Raw genomic sequence first — 18,551 nt, 5'->3', positions numbered from 1 at the left:
GGTCCGTTCGTCTAGGGGTTAGGACGCCAGGTTTTCATCCTGGTAACAGGGGTTCGATTCCCCTACGGACTACAAAAGAAAAATAGTATAGACTTAATAAAATATTTAAGAAATGGCAAATCATAAGTCAGCTTTAAAAAGAATTAGAAGTAACGAAAAGAAAAGAGTGTTAAACAGATATCAGCATAAAACAACTCGTAATGCTATCAAAGCTTTACGTTTGATCGAAGATCAAAAAGATGCTGCTGCTAAATTACCTGTTGTAGTTTCTATGATCGATAAATTAGCTAAGAAAAATATCATTCACGATAACAAAGCTTCTAACTTGAAATCAAAATTAACAAAACACGTTGCTGCTTTATAGTAGTATAGAGACAACGATTTGGTTTGTAAGTAAAAAATATCAAGCTCTCAATACTGAGAGCTTTTTTTGTTGATACTATTCATTTTTAAATGAATATATTTGCAACGAGAAAGAAATTTTAATTTTAAAATCCCTATATGACACCAATTAGGAATATTGCTATTATAGCACACGTTGACCACGGTAAAACTACTATGGTTGATAAAATTTTACACCACTGTCAATTATTTCGTGAGAATGAAACATCAGGAGAGTTGATTTTAGACAACGAAGATATCGAGAGAGAAAGAGGTATTACTATTACTTCTAAGAACGTTTCGGTAAGCTATAAAGGAACAAAAATTAATATTATCGATACTCCAGGCCACGCGGATTTTGGAGGAGAGGTAGAACGTGTTTTAAATATGGCTGATGGTGTTCTTTTGATCGTAGATGCTTTTGAGGGACCAATGCCTCAAACTCGTTTCGTACTTCAAAAGGCGATTAGTTTAGGTTTAAAACCATGTGTGGTAGTTAACAAAGTTGACAAAGAGAACTGTACTCCAGAAGAAGTACACGAAAAAGTGTTTGACTTAATGTTTGAACTTGGAGCAGAAGAATGGCAGATGGATTTCCCAGCTGTATATGGTTCTGCTAAGAACAACTGGATGTCTAATGATTGGAAACAACCAACAGACTCTTTCGAACCATTATTAGATATGGTTTTAGAGCACATTCCAGCTGCTGAGATGAAAGAAGGTACTCCTCAGATGTTAATTACATCTTTAGATTACTCTACATTTACAGGACGTATTGCTATTGGTCGTTTACATAGAGGTATTTTAAAAGAAGGAATGAATATTTCTTTAATTAAGAGAGACGGTAAAACTGTTAAATCTAAAATTAAAGAAGTACATACTTTTGAAGGATTAGGTCGTAAAAAAGTAACTGAAGTACACGCAGGTGATATCTGTGCTGTAGTAGGTATTGAAGGATTTGAAATCGGTGACGTTATCGCTGACTTCGAAAACCCAGAAGCATTACCAACTATTACTATCGATGAGCCAACAATGAGTATGTTATTTACTATTAATGACTCTCCATTCTTTGGTAAAGAAGGTAAATATGTTACATCTAGACACATTAAAGATCGTTTAACTAAAGAGTTAGAGAAAAACTTAGCTCTACGTGTAAACGAAACTGATAGTGCTGATAAATTTATGGTATTCGGACGTGGTGTATTGCACTTATCTGTATTGATCGAGACAATGCGTCGTGAAGGATATGAGTTACAAATCGGACAGCCACAGGTAATCATCAAAGAAGTTGATGGTGTTAAATGTGAGCCAGTAGAGGAATTAACTATCGACATCCCTGAGAACTTATCTGGACGTGCTGTAGAGTATGTTTCTTTAAGAAAAGGAGAAATGTTAAGTATGGAGCCTAAAGGTGAGCGTATGATTATTAAATTCTTAATCCCTTCTAGAGGTATTATCGGTTTAAGAAATCAATTACTTACGGCTACTGCTGGTGAGGCTATTATGTCACACCGTTTCTTAGAGTACCAACCATACAAAGGAGAAATCGCTGGACGTAACAATGGTTCATTAATTTCTATGGAGAATGGTAAAGCTATTCCTTACTCTATCGATAAATTACAAGACCGTGGTAGATTCTTCGTTGATCCTAACGATGATATCTATGAAGGACAAGTAATCGGTGAGAATACTCGTAGTGATGATATGACTGTTAACGTTACTAAAACGAAAAAACTTTCTAACGTTCGTTCTTCTGGAGCTGATGATAAAGCTAGAATTATTCCTGCTATCAAGTTCTCATTAGAAGAAGCTTTAGAGTACATCCAAAAAGATGAGTACGTTGAGGTAACTCCTAAATCGTTACGTATCAGAAAAATCTTCTTAAAAGAGACAGATCGTAAACGTAATACTATCAAATAATAATATTGTTATTTTATATATTTAGAAAAGCTGACCAGTGATGGTCAGCTTTTTTTGTTTTACCCTAGGGTAAAAGTTTTTAGTTAGTTGCCTAAGTTTTTTGTATATTTCACCATCTATCACTTATAGAAGTCTTTTTTTGACTCATTTCGGCATTTACATGTTAAAAAGTAAATTGCGTAGTTTGAAATAAAATTCAAAAGAAAATATGTAAAAAAACAGTATTTAAATAGATGTAATGAGAGAAATGGGGAAAGAGAAGTATAGTTTTTGAGAGAATGATAATTTTATAATTAGCTATTAAAAGTCTGAAATATTATTAAATTTGTAATTTAAATAAGAAAACACAACCTTAGGTTATATATATGGCAAAGTTCGAATTGAAATTACCCAAAATGGGAGAGAGTGTTGCAGAGGCAACAATTACAAACTGGTTGAAGAATGTAGGGGATCATATTGACGCTGATGAAACAGTATTAGAAATTGCTACTGATAAAGTGGATAGCGAGGTTCCATCAGAAGTTGAAGGAACTTTGGTTGAGATATTATTTCAAGTAGACGATGTTGTTCAAGTTGGACAAACTATCGCTATTATAGAAACTGAAGGTGGTGCAGCTGCTCCAGCTCCAACAAAAGCTAGTGCACCTGCAGAAGCAAAAGTTGTAGCAGAAACTGTAGCAGTAGCACAAGAAACTGTATCTGCTTCTGTTGATTTTTCTGATTCAGATAAATTCTTTTCTCCTTTAGTAAAGAATATTGCTAAAGAAGAAGGTATTTCTGTAGCAGAATTAGAGGCTATCGCTGGAACAGGTAAAGATGGAAGAGTAACTAAGAATGATATCTTAGAATACGTTAAAAATAGAGGTAATCAACCTCAACAAGTTGCTGCAAAAGTAGAAGCACCTAAAGCTGCTGCTCCTGCATCAACTGCAACGGCTACTAAAGCTGCTCCAGTATCTGTAAACGGTGCTGACGAGATTGTAGAGATGGATCGTATGCGTAAGCTTATCTCTGGATATATGGTTAAGTCTGTTCAGACTTCTGCTCACGTACAATCATTTATCGAAGTGGACGTTACTAATATCGTTAACTGGAGAAATAAAGTTAAGAACTCATTCGAGAAGAGAGAAGGAGAGAAGTTAACATTCACACCTATCTTTATGGAAGCTGTAGCGAAAGCGTTAAAAGACTTCCCAGGAATGAATATCTCTGTAGAAGGTGATTATATCATTAAGAAGAAAAATATTAACTTAGGTATGGCTGCTGCATTGCCAAACGGAAACTTAATTGTACCAGTTATCAAGAATGCTGATCAATTGAACTTAGTTGGAATGGCTAAAGCGGTAAATGACTTAGGTAACCGTGCTAAAGCTGGTAAATTAAAACCAGACGATACTCAAGGTAGTACTTATACAGTAACTAACGTTGGTACTTTTGGAAGTGTATTCGGTACGCCAATTATCAACCAACCTGAAGTAGGTATCTTAGCATTAGGAGCTATCCGTAAAGTACCTGCAGTTATCGAAACCCCAGAAGGAGACTTTATCGGTATCCGTCAGAAAATGTTCTTATCTCACAGCTACGACCACAGAGTAGTAGATGGAGCTTTAGGAGGACAGTTCGTACAAAGAGTTGCTCAAATCTTAGAAGCATTTGATCCAAATAGAGAAGTATAATTTTCGATGACATAAATTAATAAAGACGGTTTCACAGTAGTGAGACCGTTTTTTTTATATCTTGTTTGAACAATAGATAAGAAGAAAAATGAGACAAGCTTTTTTAAATTGGAGTAGTGGTAAGGATGCCGCTTATGCATTGTATCAACTGCAAAAAGATGATGATATTGAGGTGACTCGCTTAATGACAACTGTAAACGAACACTTCGGACGTGTATCTATGCATGGCATAAGAAGTGAAGTATTAGAACGTCAAGCAGAGTGTTTGGGATTGCCATTAGATATTGTTTATCTCAATGAGAAGTTAAACTTACAGGAATACGAAGCTATTATAACGGCTCAGCTTACTAAATACAATGATTTAGGAATAAGAGATAGTGTGTATGGAGATATCCTCTTAGAAGACTTAAAAACATTTAGAGAGGCACAGTTAGCTAGATTAAATATACGTGGAGTATTTCCATTGTGGAATAGGAATACAACAGAGCTTATCCATGAGATGTTAGATAGCGGTCTAAAGACAATTGTAGTCTGTGTGAATGAGCAGTATTTAGACAAAAGCTTTGTAGGTAGAACTATTGATAAACAGTTTATAGAAGATTTGCCAGAAGGGGTTGATCCTTGTGGAGAGAATGGAGAGTTCCACACCTTTGTGTATGATGGACCAATGTTTAAACAACCAGTTCCCTTTGAGTTAGGAGAGATAGTTTATAAAACCTATGATGCACCTAAACAGTGTAACCAAAAGGAGATATTACACTACGGTTTTTGGTTCTTAGATATTCTGTAATTACTTAGCTTTTTTCTTCTGTTGGATTAAAAAGATTATTGATAAAAATAAAAAAACTAAGAAACCACTTGTTGAGGCAACAATTTTCCATGTCTGTTCATTGTCTAAGTTTTTTATGAATACAAAGAAACTAATGATCAAAGGCGTTAATACGAGAAGATAAAGTACAAAGTTATTTTTCATATATCATTGATTTTAATATCTCTAAGGTAATAAAAAAGTCAGTAACACTGTTACTGACTTGATATGAATTATAATTTATAAGATAAATTGACAAAGAAGTTTCTACCAGGATTAGGTATCTTATTCCAATCCGCATAGGTAGAGTAGTATGTGTCAAGAATATTCTCAACTCCGATACCTACATTCAAAGATTGTTTTTTAATATGGAATTCGTAGTTTGCGTTCCAGTCTACTATTGCATAAGAAGGTGTTCTAACTTCTCCATAAGCTTCTGCTGCATTATTTTTTACAGCATTACCTTTTAAACTTAATTGCGTTCTAAAAGCATTGTATTTATAATCAACCGAAGTTCTATAAGCAAGTGGAGCTATAAAAGGTAAAGTGTTTTTATTGCTGTCCTCACCATAACTGTAGGTCAATCCTCCCGATAATTTCCAATTAGAGTCAATGTTATACGTGAAGTTCCAGTCTAGTGTACCTTGGATAGCATAATCTATATTAGTATATTTCTTTACTCCAAGTCCTCCATAAGTCATCGCGTTATAAATAGGATCTATTACTCCAATGATATAATTGTCTAAGTAGAATATAGAACCTGATAATTTAGTAGAGAACGCTGGTGTAGCATATTTAAGAAAGAAGTTCCCCTCATAAGAAGATTCGTTCTTAAGATTTGGGTTACCTATGTAATCATATCTATCCCCACTGTTAAATAGATAATATCCATACCCTTCAGAAACAGAAGGAGCGCGATTACCATAACCTACACCTATACCATAGAACCAAACATTTTCTGCGCGTTCATAATTAATCGCAAAGTTACCTACTGTACGCGTTTTGTTTTGTTTAAAGGTATTGTCATTTAAAAATATTCCTAATTGATCAACTCCTTTTTGACTAACGTGATTGAAGTTAATTCCTAAAGTACCAGATAGCATTAAGCTGTTTTTATCATCTATTTGCCAATGATCTTTAATAGTTAATCCTCCATAGTTTGTTTTGACATTAGGCCAAGTGTAAGCAAACATATTTGAAGAGCCTGGTGTGCTGGATAGCATAGTCATCTCAGCTAAAGACTTATTGTAATAAGTATTGGCATTGATACTAACATGGTGTTTTTCCTTAATCGTAGTCGATAGCGTAGAATAAGCACCATAAGTATCAGACCACCCTGGCATATCCATACGAATAGGTACAATAGGACGGTTGGTATCGTCCATTCTATGGGTGATTGTATTGTAGTATAATTTAGTCTCCCATTTATCTATCCAAGACTCAGTAGGGGCATAAGTATGTTTTACAGAGGTAATAATGGCTTCGGCTAATGATACATCCATTGGTAAAGCTGGGTAGCCAATATCTGTTGCCTTGTCATAAATTACTGCAGCCTCAATACTATTAGAGGTATTGATAGCGTATCCTATAATACCAGAAGCATTAAGTTTTCTGAATTGAGAATACTGTATTTCTTTGTTACCACCAGCCTTATAGTTATCAGCATCTCTAAACATGATAGAACCACTGGCATAAAACTTTTTAGAAGTGAAGTCAAAATTACCTCCTACTATTTTTTGCTTGTTGATACTTTCAAAACCTGTTTGAACTTGACCTTTTAGTTCTTTCTGTTCTGTGAATGTAAGTTTACGTGTACGCAAGTCTATACTACCACCAAGAGTAGCTCCAAACATAGAACCTTGCGAACCAGAAGTAATGTCCATCCCGTCCAAATTGTTTACTTCAACATAAGAAGTAATAGGATCCATCTTGTCTGTACAGGCATGAAAGATTTGCATACCATCAATTGTTTGTCGTGTACGCTCGATAGCCATATTGTTTATCATTGGCTCCCATGCATAAGCTCCTCTACGTACAAGTGTGATGTTTTCTTGTTTAGATAAGTAGTCATCTACAGAAGCTAAAGGCTTTTTATCTACTAGGTTTTTACTTTTAGAGAAGTGTGTTACTACTACCTCTTCTAAAGCTTTATTGGTTAAAGTATCTTGATTATTCTGTGCCAATACAAGTGTAGGAAGAGTTAACAATATACTAGTAATATACTGGTTTTTTAAAATCATGGTAATAAGAAACTAAGTGAAAGTTATAGTTAATGCTTTATTAGGAAGTAATACTATTAGAAGATAAGATCAAGGAATTTATCTCCGTTTACTGTTTCTTTTCCATCGCTATCTTTTCCTACAGGTTGTCCTGCTATTATTTCTCCAGCAGCATTTTTAATTACTAAGTTTAAAAACCAATATCCAGTCATACTTAATGGCAATTTTCCTTCGTACTGTTTTGTGTTCGTATTGTATTTCAAAGTGATAATTCCTTCTAATACACCGTGATTAACCATATCAGGCATTCTTGGGTCTATAGTAACGATTAAATTATCTACTTCAGGGAATGTCATTCCCATATTATCTCCTTTTTTGTATAGAGATACAGCTATATCGTTATTTCCAACTTTATATTTATTTGATAGGTGAAAAGCTGCAAAATGTTTTACCCCATCAACATTGAAAGTTTCTAATGTTTTTCTATCACTACCTTGAATAGAGTCGATATTATTTCTGTCATAGAATATACCATTCTTAACCGTAGTCTTCACTTTAGTAGCTATTTTAACTTCTTTGTTTTTAGCATTTAATGTTATTTCCCAGTAGTTTTTCTCTAAATCCATACCCGCCATTGAGAACATGATTTCTCCTTGAAACTTATTAGTAGATCCTTTTACTGGTGTTAATTGTAACATAGGAGCAGAATGACTCATCTTATGACCATTATTCATAGTCATGTGCATTAAGATACTCATTGCTGCATCTGAAAAATCTTTGTTATTTGGATTGTCAACATCTGTAAACTCTACAAGAATTGGCGTAGTAGATGGCGCATAGAATTCTTTTACATTGCTATAGATAACAATATTGTAGTTGTCAACTTTCTGTTCTAATACTTTTGTTTTTAATTCTGAAGTATCTGGATTAGTAGTTGTCCCTTTATCCATAGCATTATCATCTGATGTACATGATGTAGTTAATCCTAAAGAGATGATTGTTAATGCGAAGTATATTAATTTTTTCATTTGTGTAATCTTATAAATATTTAAAATAGGTGAGAGCACATCTATTGAGTATATGAATACTATAGATGTATAAAGCTTTACCGTATTGTTTATACAGTATAGCTATTCCGATAAATAAAATAAGATTATACGAGGGGTGGTTTCACCAAGTCTAATGTAGGTAGATAGTAATAGTCAGAGCTATAGCTATCAGCTACTTCTATAGAATAATTTTGTTGAATAACTTGAGCTAGTGACCAATCATATTGGTTAAAGAACAATACTTCTAATTGTGTTTGAAAAGTCTTTTTAGCAGAGAAAGGGTTCTCATCCTGGGCTGTTTTAGCTAATTCGTTCTTAAGGTGACAAGAACCATTACACTCCAACTCAGGTCTGTTCTTATTGACACAAAGCTCTTGTATAGCATCATAGTTAATCACAAAGTCCAATACTGGGAATATTGGCTTAGCGAAGAATAATAGCACTATGATTAGTATACAGTTTTTCATAGCACAAAGATACAGAAGGGGAGAGTATTATTTCTATGATTTAAATCACTTTTGTGTAAATAATCAACTCTTTGATTTAAATAATCAATCCTGTATTTATGTAATAAGCTAATAATGAACATTAGACCATAGGTATATTTATTTCTATAACTCTTCACATTCACTTTTTTATTAAACAATTTCTTTCTGGAGATGGAGTGACTCCGCTGTAAGTCCGTTATGAGTCCGTTATGAGTCCGTAGTGAGTCCGTTCTTTTACCTGTTTTTACGGACTGATAGCGGACTGATAACTCACATATTAGCGAGATATTCAATACCCAATAAGGCATAAATATAGATTGAAATAGAACTGTACAGAAACACAGAGGGCTAGATAATATCAATTACCTAGCCTTCTGTGTTATATAGTGTTATATAAAGAATTCTCCTGAGTCACTCATACCTAGCGGTAGAGCAGTTCTATCTTTCCATTCCTGATTTAGTAAACAAGGAATAGGTTCTGAATTCACTTTAGTATTAAAGTTCTCTTTTGCCTTCTCTATTATTTGTTCTTCAATATTAGAAGAGTTGTTCTCAAAGAACTCTACTGTGTCTTCAGGGATTTCTAATAGAAGGATTTGAGTTTTGTTTTCTACTTTTAGTATGTCTAGTACTTTAAAGAAAGATTGACTACTTAGCATTACTAATCCATACTCTTCCATCTGTGGTACTAGAGCAGCTACATCCTTAGCGTGTGCAGAAGCTATTAAGTAACGTAGGTTAGTAGCTAATCCTCCACCTTTATATGTGGCATCTGTAAAACCTCGTTCTTGTATGATTTGACCTACTTGATATTTGTCTATTAAGTTTTGACTTAGTTCACAGTCTCTATAGAATAGGGATAATCCAGCAAAGGTTCTATTAAAGATATCTTCTATTTGTTGTTGATCCATGTAATATGGGGTTTGTGTATTGTATTAAGAATGGTAAAGGTAGTCGTTTTTAGAAAGTACATCACAGAATAGTTTAGGTTTTATTCCTCCTGATCTGTGATATTATAGTGATTATACATCTGTTGTACGCGTTTCATTATTCTTTTTTGAAGATTGCGCGGAGCTAATACTTTCATTGATTCTCCGAATCCTAATATCTCTCTTTCCAATTCGAAGTTAAGCACTACATCAATTCTTATCTTCATACCATCGTGGTTTTCTTCTATTACCTGTTGGGATGGATGGATAGGTTTTGTTTTGACATACGGTATATTGTACGCATTGACCCATAGGATTACTTTTTGAGCTCTATCGCTTTCTGTTTTGGTTACCCCAAGCGTATCTTCATAATACCTATCAAAGTCAACACCTTCATATTCTTTATACGGTTCGTTAGCTATGGCGTATACATTGAGGATACGGTCTAAGGCTAAGGTAAGTAAATGCTTGTTTTTACTACTGCGCACTACTACGAACCACCTGTTACGATATTCCTTTAGTAGGTAAGGGTAGTAGAAGTTTTTAGAAGCCTCTTTAGATTTGAACGATTTATACTCTATTAATAAAGTCTGTTTGTTTTTGATAGCCTCATATAGAGGGCTGATAAACTTGATCCCCTTAAGTAGACTGTTGCCCTCCATCTGTATATAGTTAGGAGCTTTCGTACTACGGGTAAGCAAACTATTGTCCAGCTTAGCGATTACCTCACTCATCTCATCTACCTGACTAAATCCGTTGAGGTGCTTTAGGATAGCGACTACCTCTTTTAGTTTCTCCATATCTGCATCATTGATAGGAGAGTTCTTGATGCTGTAGTTAGCATCTTCGTAAGTGTAATATTTTCTATCTACTACGATAATCGGAGCATTGTACCCTAAACTATCACTACGCATAGATTGAATGTCAAGCTGTATAGTACGCTTGCTAATTCCAGAGTCTATACCTTCATATTCATATAGTCCATCAGCTACCTTTTCGATAAGGTCATTTAATGTCCACTTTCTGAATCTGTTCTGAAGACATTCATCAATAATTCGGTAGCGCAATAGTGCTAATTTATTCGTAGCCATAGGTTTTAAGTGTTTTTCCTTAGTCAAATATACGTATTCTTATCTTTAAGTGCGTAATGTATTTGCGTACTATTGTTTTTTGTAAATTATTTTTAATTGTAAAGTATTGATATATAGGGTTTATTAAAATTATTTGTAAATATTTATAACTGCGCATTTTGGTTGCGTAGTTAGGTGTGCATCTTTGTACTGTTCGAAAGATACAAACCTTGGAAGCGTTTCGGTATAGCGCAGAAGTGAGGGACAGTAGTTAACCTTATCCTGTTTGTAACCCTTGATGAACAACTAATATGGGATTAGTAATAAATGTTCGTGTCGTAGGTTCGAGTCCTACTATTATCTGAGGATAATATAGTTCAGTTGGTAGAATAGAACAATTGCCTTTTAAGCAATTTTGGAAGAAGCAGAGGAACTTCATTAAAAATCCTCTCCTATAAAAAGGTTCAGTCAAATAGTGTTTCTGTCTTTTCTTCTTTACAGTGTTAAACTAAAAGAACAAAAGACAACTTATCAAAGCCTGTAAAAACAAGCTATACTCTGAAAGAGGAATAAGGGATGATATAGAGTGGATGACTTGCTTAGTGAGTTGTTCTGGACTATACACAAACTATTCTATTTCTCAGTGTACTTCTTTTTCCGCCTGAGGTAAGGGAAACCTATTTAGACTGTTCTTTATGATAAAGACGTAAAACATTAAAAATATACAACTATGAAAAAGTTACAAGTAAAAACAAACCACGTTGCCTTAGTGTCTAAACAAGGAGAATTACAAAAAGTATATACTGCAGGTCAGTATTGGTTATGGGGTGAGAAGGAAGTGATGGAGTACAATATGGCTGAGGCATTCGGTATGCGTAGAGATATAGATGCCTTGTTACAAAATACTGAGTTGAATGCGATGTTGGAAGTAATCGATGTGATGGATAATGAAGTTGTATTGGTGTACAGAAATAAAGTGTTTAACAACGTATTAGGAGCAGGAAGACATATCTACTGGAAATCTGCTAAAGAGTATTCATTCGAGAGATATAATACTGAAGGGTTAGAAGTAGATAAGTCAATAGCAAGAAATATCACTGGTAAGTCTAATATGCCAAGCTATGTGCGTATGTACACAGTGGGGGCTAATGAGAAAGGATTGTTATTTGTAGATGGACAGTTTCAAGAGATCTTAAATGCAGGTGAGTATAGATATTGGAAAAATGATATCAAGGTACAAATCATCTTAGTAGATGTGCGTCAGCAAGTGATGGATATGAATGGGCAAGAGATCTTGACAAAAGACAAAGTACAGTTGCGTATCAACTTTAACTTGGTGTACCAAGTACAAGACTTGTTAAAAGCTTATGTGGATAACAAAGACGTGGAGAAGCAGATGTACAATGTAGTTCAGTTGATGTTGAGAGAGAAAGTAGGTAGAATGTCTTTTGACGAGTTGATGGAGAATAAGGAGAACTTGTCTGTTGAGATATTAGCTGGGGTAAGAGAAGAGATTGCTACATTAGGAATTGAGGTGAGAATGTGTGGTATCAAAGATATCATCTTACCAGGAGACATCAGGGAGATTATGAATCAGGTGTTAATCGCTGAGAAAAAAGCACAAGCCAATATGATTACTCGTAGAGAGGAAACTGCTGCAACACGTAGCTTGTTAAACACTGCGAAGTTGATGGAAGAGAACGAGATGTTGATGCGATTAAAAGAGATGGAATACATCGAAAAGATTGCTGATAAAGTAGGGGAAATCAGCTTGTCTGGTGGAGGTAATGTCTTGAAACAATTGAAAGAGGTGTTCTTGAGATAGTTAACGGTTAACGGTTCACAGTTTAAGGATTGTGAGCTGTTAATTACCTTTCCTCTGACTCATGGTAAATACCTTTTTCATTAATTTGACAACACCATTTCGCTATGTGATTAGGAAAAGGATTAGGGATGACGATGCCTTCTGCAAGTAGATTGTCAGGGTTACCTTCTTCATCAGTATCATCCATATAGATAGATACTATTTTTCCTTCATATAAATAAATAGAGTTTCCCACAGAGTCTGCTTTATAATCAGATTGAGAGAGAAGAACGAGGCTGTGATCTATCAATTCGTTAAAGTCTACGTATAAACGAGGTTCTTTCATAGTCTAAATATTGTGATAAGTAAAAGTAGGTGTTTTTATTGAATTATGTAATTAGCTCACAGTTTATGGATTGTCTGTTGTTAACAGAAAACTGTCAACTAATATAGCTATTTCACTACTTAGTGAATTGTGGAAAATAATATATTTGCAGCAGTTCAATAAATGCGAACTACTTCAAACAAAATAGATATGAAAAAACTCTTATTATCCTTAGCAAGCTTATTTGCATTCTTTGGTTGTCAGAACAAACAGACTGCAGAACCTACAGTAAAGGTTGCGCAACAAACGCTTATTTTTAGTAGTAATGGCAAAGTTATCAACTTTGACTTAGACAATAAAAAGGTAGCGTGGGAATATACCTCTGCAGTAGATGAAGCTGGAAACAGAAACAAGTTTACGTTTGACGAGACTACACTATACATGCCTTTTGAAAGTGGTAAGTTAGTAGCTTTAGATCTTCTTACAGGAAAAGAGAAGTGGAGCTATACTGCTGGACAAAGTGGGATGATGGATATGGCAGTAGGAGACGATGGGTCTTATACAGAAGAAAGAGGGGAGCCTTACTTTATGGGACAACCATTACAGTACAAGGACAAATTATATATGGTGAGTATAGGCGGAGGGAATGATCCTTACTTCTATGTAATCAATAAAGGTGATGGTACAGAGTTTAAGATAGAAGGGATAGAAACAAAGTATAATCTATCACAACCAGTGCTTTGTCAAGAGATGGTATTTGTGAATTCTGGTATTTACTTAAATAAGTATTCTCTACTTGGAACAGGTACAAGCTATGGTATGTATGATGGTATTACATTCGATAGCCCATTGTATGCACAGATGCAGAGTGATGGAGAAACGTTGTACTTTGGAGAAGAAAGTGGAATGTTCTATGCGATACCTTTTAATGAGGATGCTAATGTAAAGGGAGATAATGATGATATTATGGATCCTAAGAACAACTTTAAAGACAATTTATCTATTTATAAATGGAGATATCAGTCTAAGGAGTATCCTAAGTTAGCTACTAACTCAGATAGAAATACAGCATTGTACAACAATACTTTCGTTATACAAGTACGCAAAGGCGATAGTGATGAACAAGCATTGATAGGGGTAAACACTAAAGATGGTTCTGAGCAATGGAAGTATGGCTTGGGAGAGGAGATTGTCAATTGGCACAAATCAGGAGAACGCCTTATCGGATATACAACTAAGCAAATCTTTGTGTTAGACTTAAAAGGAAAAGAGTTAGAAACTTACGCAATCAATGAAGGATTTAAACCATTGACAAATATTGAAGAAACAAAAGATGGTCAATTGGTTTTCTTAACAACACAAGGAGTTGCAACATTAGACAAAACATCAAAACAAGCGAAGATACTTATTGCTTATGAAGTGAAAGAAGAGTATCACAATACCGCTTATTTAAAATATTTTAAAAATTAGTTATCAGTTTACAGTGGACAGCTAACGGTTCACCTTGTAAACTGTTAGCAGAAAACTGAAAACAATGAAAGATAATACACCAATTAATGGAAATGATTTATTGGCTTTAGGATACCCGCAGACTGAGTTATTAGGGATTGCTTTAAAAGCGAATAAGAAAAGAACTGGTCTGACTAAGGTAGAGATGTTAGCTCACTATAAAATGGTATTAGATAATGCGGAAGATTATGTGAACCATAAAGTATTTGGTAAGTTGGCAACTGCAATTGTAGAAGGAGTAGGTCTAAGAGTAGAAGAAGATATTATTCCTCTAAAAGAAGAAGCTGTTGCTTACAGTATTTATGGAGCAGACCATATAGAAGAAGGAGCTATTAAGCAGATGCAAGTAGCTGTGAAGTTGCCAGTGGCAGTAGCAGGTGCTTTAATGCCTGATGCGCATCAAGGATATGGATTGCCTATTGGCGGAGTATTAGCTACTGAAAATGCTGTTATTCCTTATGGTGTAGGTGTTGATATCGGGTGTAGAATGGCGCTGTCTATTTTTGATATTAAAGGAGTGGAGTTCTATGGAATGGAAGGTTTGTTAAAAGAACAATTGGTGAAACATACCAAGTTTGGAGCAGGTCAAGGATTTCAAGGACAGTATAAAACACAACACGATATCTTAGATAGAGGAGAGTTCAATCTAAATCCTTTTATTAAGATCCTACAAGATAAAGCTTGGGAACAGTTGGGATCATCAGGAGGAGGAAATCACTTTGTAGAGTGGGGATTAATGGAGTTTATGGAGCGAGATGAGGTCTTGAATATTGATAAAGGAACTTATTTAGCGCTATTAACACACTCTGGTTCTCGAGGTATGGGAGCGACTATTGCAGGTAGATATACTCAGATAGCTAAGGATATTTGTAAGTTACCCTATGAGGCGAAGAACTTAGCTTACCTTGATCTGAATTCAGAAGCAGGACAAGAGTACTGGGCAATGATGAACTTGGCTGGTGATTACGCTTCTGCTTGTCATGAAGTGATTCACGATAAGTTGACTAAAGCTATTGGTGCTGAGGTGTTAGCTAAGATAGAGAATCACCATAACTTCGCTTGGAAAGAGATGTACCAAGGTAAAGAAGTTATTGTACACCGTAAAGGAGCTACTCCTGCGAGTAAAGGTGTGATGGGGATTATACCAGGCTCGATGACTGCACCAGGATTCTTAGTGAGAGGTAAAGGAGAAGAAGAGGCTTTAAATTCTGCTTCACATGGAGCAGGACGACAAATGAGTAGAACACAAGCTATCAAGAATCTGAAAGCAGCTGATATAAAAGCGGTGTTATCAGATAATGGTGTTGAGTTAATAGGAGCAGGAAAAGATGAAGCTCCTATGGCTTATAAAGATATTCATCAGGTGATGGCTGCTCAAGGTGACTTAGTAGATGTAGTAGCGATGTTTACTCCTAAGATTGTCCGAATGGCTGATGATGGAAGTAGAGAAGATTAATAAGAAAAGCTGTGCAAGTAATTGTACAGCTTTTGAGTTTTGATTACTTATGAAACTAATAAACTACAGAAGGTTATGACAATATCATTATATACAACTGGAGATGTAAAACAATATACTGCACAAGAAATAGAAGCAGTGAAGGAGTTGAAAGAATATAGTATTCCTATTGATTATCTGTTGTTCTTAAAGACGTATGGTTTAGGAGAAATTAATAATCTGTTGATGTTTAATGCTCCAGATAAAGATTATGTAAAGAGCACGTTTAGTGAATACATGGATATATGGCAATGGGAAAAAGATGATGAACAGAAAGCATTAAATAGTATTTCTATTGGTTCTACTATAGATGGAGATGTTATTTGTTTGATTGATGCTGAGGCGCCTTATATGATTTTACCAAGACATAGTGAGCGACCTATTAAGTTGAATAGTTTAGCTGAGGTTATAGTACATTATGATAAGATGTATGGTTTGAAAGGAGATTACTACTTTGATTCATATGATGACTGGGAGAGATTGTCATTCGATGATTTCATTCAGTTTAAAGAAAGGAGAATGGAAGTTGTAGAACAAATGCATCAAGCTTTTTTAAAGGGGTACACTTTTGATAAAGCCTATCATACTGAGGAGCAACCATTGTATTTAATAAAAGAGATTGGTGGTTGGATACGTTTTGATTTAGTGTATGGACATAGTATTCAACTCAAATATCAAAAGAGGCATGCTGAGAAAGCAGTAGAAGTTTATGATTTCTTACAAGAGATAATGAAATTATATATAAGGTAGGGATATTTATTTATAAGATTTTGTAATTGAGAATGATAATTGGGATTGATAAGAATAAAGCTGTACAAGTGATTGTGCAACTTTATTGTTTTTAGCCCCTAAAAAAGTAGTAATTAGTACTAAAATCTTAAAAGGTTCTTTGCTTATGTTTTTAAAAAAGAATGTATTCGTGTGAGTATAGTGATGCTGCTGTGTAGCAGTGTTTTGTGAAATAAAATGACATGCTGTTATTTTTGTGTAATTGATATAAATGGCATAATAGTTAGTTTTTTTATTGTTAGATAATGTGTAATAGTTTTCTTATTTATTTAAAGTGTGTTTGTTTTTTGAATTATATTTTTGATATAAGTTATTGTATTGGTTTTAATTAATTAAATTATATCAATTTTTGATTATTTTCGTTGAAAATTATCATATTTTATGAAAATAAAACTAATAAGTACGTCCCTGCTTCCTTTTTTAGCATTAACGACTGCTGTTGCTTATACTGTTAAAGAGAACATAGATTTAGAGACCACCATAGGCAGTAATGCTGAACCTAATTCTAATGAAAACACTTTTTATGCAGAGGAGCCTAGTACAATAACATTTGCTGAAATAAAAGAGTTGTTTGAGAATGAGAGTGTTTATGATTATGATGGAACACCTAAACAGCCTAAGCTTAAAGAAGGTAAAGTATTACCACATGATATTAAAATAGAATATAGACCTGTTGGAGGTAAACCTGTTCCATGGCCAACAAATGCTGGTGATGAGAAAAAAGCTATTAATGTTTATCGTATTACTACTTCTGGAGGTCAAACTCTGTTAGGAGTAATGACTGATAAAAGTATTACGATTAATCAACTTCCTTTTCCAGTGACTTTACCCAATAAAATAGTGATTGGTATAGGAGCAGATGGTTTTGTTTATAATGTAATAGGAGATATTCCTCAAGAGATTTTAGATGATGGAGAAATAGAGTATGCAATAAATGGAGTACCTGCAATAGATAATATTCCCAAAATTACTGATTATGGACAATATGAAGTAGCTGGACAACATTGGGGATCTGTGAATTATATGCCGTTTGAAGCTACAAGTACAGTAAGTGTTATTCATAAAATTGGTAATATTGTGATTGATTATGATGGGAATGATAATTACAATAAAATACCTCAAGCAGATTTAAGTAATGTACCAGGAGTATCTATAGATAAAATAACAGTTAAAAATAGTCAGGGTACCATTGTAACAGAAATGATTAAAGCAGGTGTCTATACTATAGAAATAACGTATGCTTATAGTGATGCCGAATCTGTTACTGACACATCAACTTATACTATTAAGAAAGAAGTTTATGAAGCTAAAGCACAAATAAGTGAAGTAAAGTATAATGGCTCAGAACAAACTTTAGGTGTCGATCTTTCTCAATTACCAGCAGGAGTAAAGATTAAAGCAGGTTCACCTGTGGAAGTAAAAGGAAAAAATGTAGGAACTTATACTGCCACTATTCAAATGGATGGTGGAGATGTTTATGAGGACTTTGAAGTAAAAGTAACTTTAGAAGTTAAACAAGCGACTATTTCTTCGATTACTCTTAAGAGTAAGGAAGTTTTCTATAATGGAAATACTCATACTGTTGTTATAGAAGAAGTATTGCCTGAAGAGGTAAAAGTAACGTATAGTTATTCAAAAGATGGAACTCTTATACAAGGAGAGCCAACTGACGCAGGTGTGTATACAGTGATAGCTACTATAGTTACAGGAAATAATTATACTTATACAGGTGTGGTGCCACCTGTTACACTTACTATTAAAAAAGCAAAGATTGAAGGTTTAACACTACCAAGTAGCCCTGTAGTTTATGATGGGCAGCCTAAGTCTCTTGTTGTAGAGGGAACTGTACCAGCAGGAGTAAATTTAAAATATACTTATACAGATAAGGATGGTAATCCAATTCAAGGAGCACCAACTGAAGCGGGATTGTATAAAGTAACGGTTACTTTAGAAGATAAGAACTATAATCTTGAGCCAATAACACAAGACTTAGAGATTACTAAAGCAGCGATTCCTGGAGGAACACTAGATGGCAAAACAGTTATTTATGATGGAACCCCACAAGGAGTAATCGTTGAGGGAGTACCAG

General features: G+C 34.5%; 15 protein-coding genes and 1 tRNA gene. 10 read left to right on the top strand and 6 right to left on the bottom strand.

All coding sequences use genetic code 11. The annotated features are described in order from the left end of the window. The 5 genes from BMX53_RS14295 to BMX53_RS14275 all read left to right on the top strand — a co-directional run bounded on the left by BMX53_RS14295 (position 1) and on the right by BMX53_RS14275 (position 4,767). Positions 1–72: transfer RNA gene (locus BMX53_RS14295), tRNA-Glu, on the top strand. 40 nt (positions 73–112) lie between these two features. Next, complete coding sequence (rpsT, locus tag BMX53_RS14290) at positions 113–364, top strand: 30S ribosomal protein S20 (protein WP_006260350.1); 252 nt, start codon at positions 113–115, stop codon at positions 362–364. Positions 365–501: 137 nt separating this feature from the next. Further along, entirely contained in the window at positions 502–2,301 is a 1,800-nt protein-coding gene (typA, locus tag BMX53_RS14285; protein ID WP_038988010.1) for a translational GTPase TypA, read from the top strand. A 365-nt stretch (positions 2,302–2,666) separates the two neighbouring features. Beyond that, positions 2,667–3,977, top strand: a complete 1,311-nt coding sequence (locus BMX53_RS14280) for a dihydrolipoamide acetyltransferase family protein (protein ID WP_074747125.1) — start codon at positions 2,667–2,669, stop codon at positions 3,975–3,977. 88 nt (positions 3,978–4,065) lie between these two features. After that, positions 4,066–4,767 (top strand): Dph6-related ATP pyrophosphatase, encoded by a 702-nt coding sequence (locus tag BMX53_RS14275; protein WP_074747123.1) that lies wholly within the window; start codon positions 4,066–4,068, stop codon positions 4,765–4,767. 251 nt (positions 4,768–5,018) lie between these two features. Here the strand turns inward: BMX53_RS14275 and BMX53_RS14265 are convergent, their stop codons facing one another. From BMX53_RS14265 to BMX53_RS14245, 5 genes are all read right to left on the bottom strand, one after another. Continuing rightward, complete coding sequence (locus tag BMX53_RS14265) at positions 5,019–7,025, bottom strand: TonB-dependent receptor (RefSeq protein ID WP_074747119.1); 2,007 nt, start codon at positions 7,023–7,025, stop codon at positions 5,019–5,021. 56 nt (positions 7,026–7,081) lie between these two features. After that, positions 7,082–8,032, bottom strand: coding sequence for a hypothetical protein (locus BMX53_RS14260; RefSeq protein ID WP_074747117.1), 951 nt, complete (start codon positions 8,030–8,032; stop codon positions 7,082–7,084). Positions 8,033–8,157: 125 nt separating this feature from the next. Then, positions 8,158–8,520, bottom strand: a complete 363-nt coding sequence (locus BMX53_RS14255) for a hypothetical protein (RefSeq protein ID WP_074747115.1) — start codon at positions 8,518–8,520, stop codon at positions 8,158–8,160. A gap of 410 nt (positions 8,521–8,930) precedes the next feature. Then, positions 8,931–9,452 (bottom strand): hypothetical protein, encoded by a 522-nt coding sequence (locus BMX53_RS14250; RefSeq protein WP_074747113.1) that lies wholly within the window; start codon positions 9,450–9,452, stop codon positions 8,931–8,933. A gap of 80 nt (positions 9,453–9,532) precedes the next feature. Beyond that, entirely contained in the window at positions 9,533–10,561 is a 1,029-nt protein-coding gene (locus BMX53_RS14245; RefSeq protein ID WP_074747111.1) for a helix-turn-helix transcriptional regulator, read from the bottom strand. A 709-nt stretch (positions 10,562–11,270) separates the two neighbouring features. On the opposite strand from BMX53_RS14245, the gene BMX53_RS14240 reads away from it, so the two are divergent. Then, on the top strand, positions 11,271–12,365 hold the full coding sequence (locus tag BMX53_RS14240) for a slipin family protein (protein ID WP_074747109.1): 1,095 nt from the start codon (positions 11,271–11,273) through the stop codon (positions 12,363–12,365). A 43-nt stretch (positions 12,366–12,408) separates the two neighbouring features. Here the strand turns inward: BMX53_RS14240 and BMX53_RS14235 are convergent, their stop codons facing one another. Beyond that, complete coding sequence (locus BMX53_RS14235) at positions 12,409–12,690, bottom strand: hypothetical protein (RefSeq protein ID WP_074747107.1); 282 nt, start codon at positions 12,688–12,690, stop codon at positions 12,409–12,411. 189 nt (positions 12,691–12,879) lie between these two features. Between BMX53_RS14235 and BMX53_RS14230 the strand changes: the two genes are divergently transcribed. The 4 genes from BMX53_RS14230 to BMX53_RS19130 form a co-directional block, all read left to right on the top strand. Continuing rightward, the gene (locus BMX53_RS14230; RefSeq protein ID WP_074747141.1) at positions 12,880–14,139 is read left to right on the top strand and encodes an outer membrane protein assembly factor BamB family protein; all 1,260 of its coding nucleotides are present in this window, start codon (positions 12,880–12,882) and stop codon (positions 14,137–14,139) included. 64 nt (positions 14,140–14,203) lie between these two features. After that, positions 14,204–15,634, top strand: a complete 1,431-nt coding sequence (locus tag BMX53_RS14225; RefSeq protein ID WP_074747105.1) for an RtcB family protein — start codon at positions 14,204–14,206, stop codon at positions 15,632–15,634. Positions 15,635–15,709: 75 nt separating this feature from the next. Beyond that, positions 15,710–16,423 (top strand): hypothetical protein, encoded by a 714-nt coding sequence (locus BMX53_RS14220; protein WP_074747103.1) that lies wholly within the window; start codon positions 15,710–15,712, stop codon positions 16,421–16,423. A 420-nt stretch (positions 16,424–16,843) separates the two neighbouring features. Continuing rightward, a partial coding sequence (locus BMX53_RS19130; protein WP_208597259.1) for an MBG domain-containing protein occupies positions 16,844–18,551 on the top strand: 1,708 nt, incomplete at its 3' end.

Origin of the sequence: Myroides marinus (genome assembly GCF_900109075.1) — a bacterium.
GTDB lineage: Bacteria > Bacteroidota > Bacteroidia > Flavobacteriales > Flavobacteriaceae > Flavobacterium > Flavobacterium marinum_A.
This window is presented reverse-complemented; position numbering and strand designations above follow the sequence as displayed.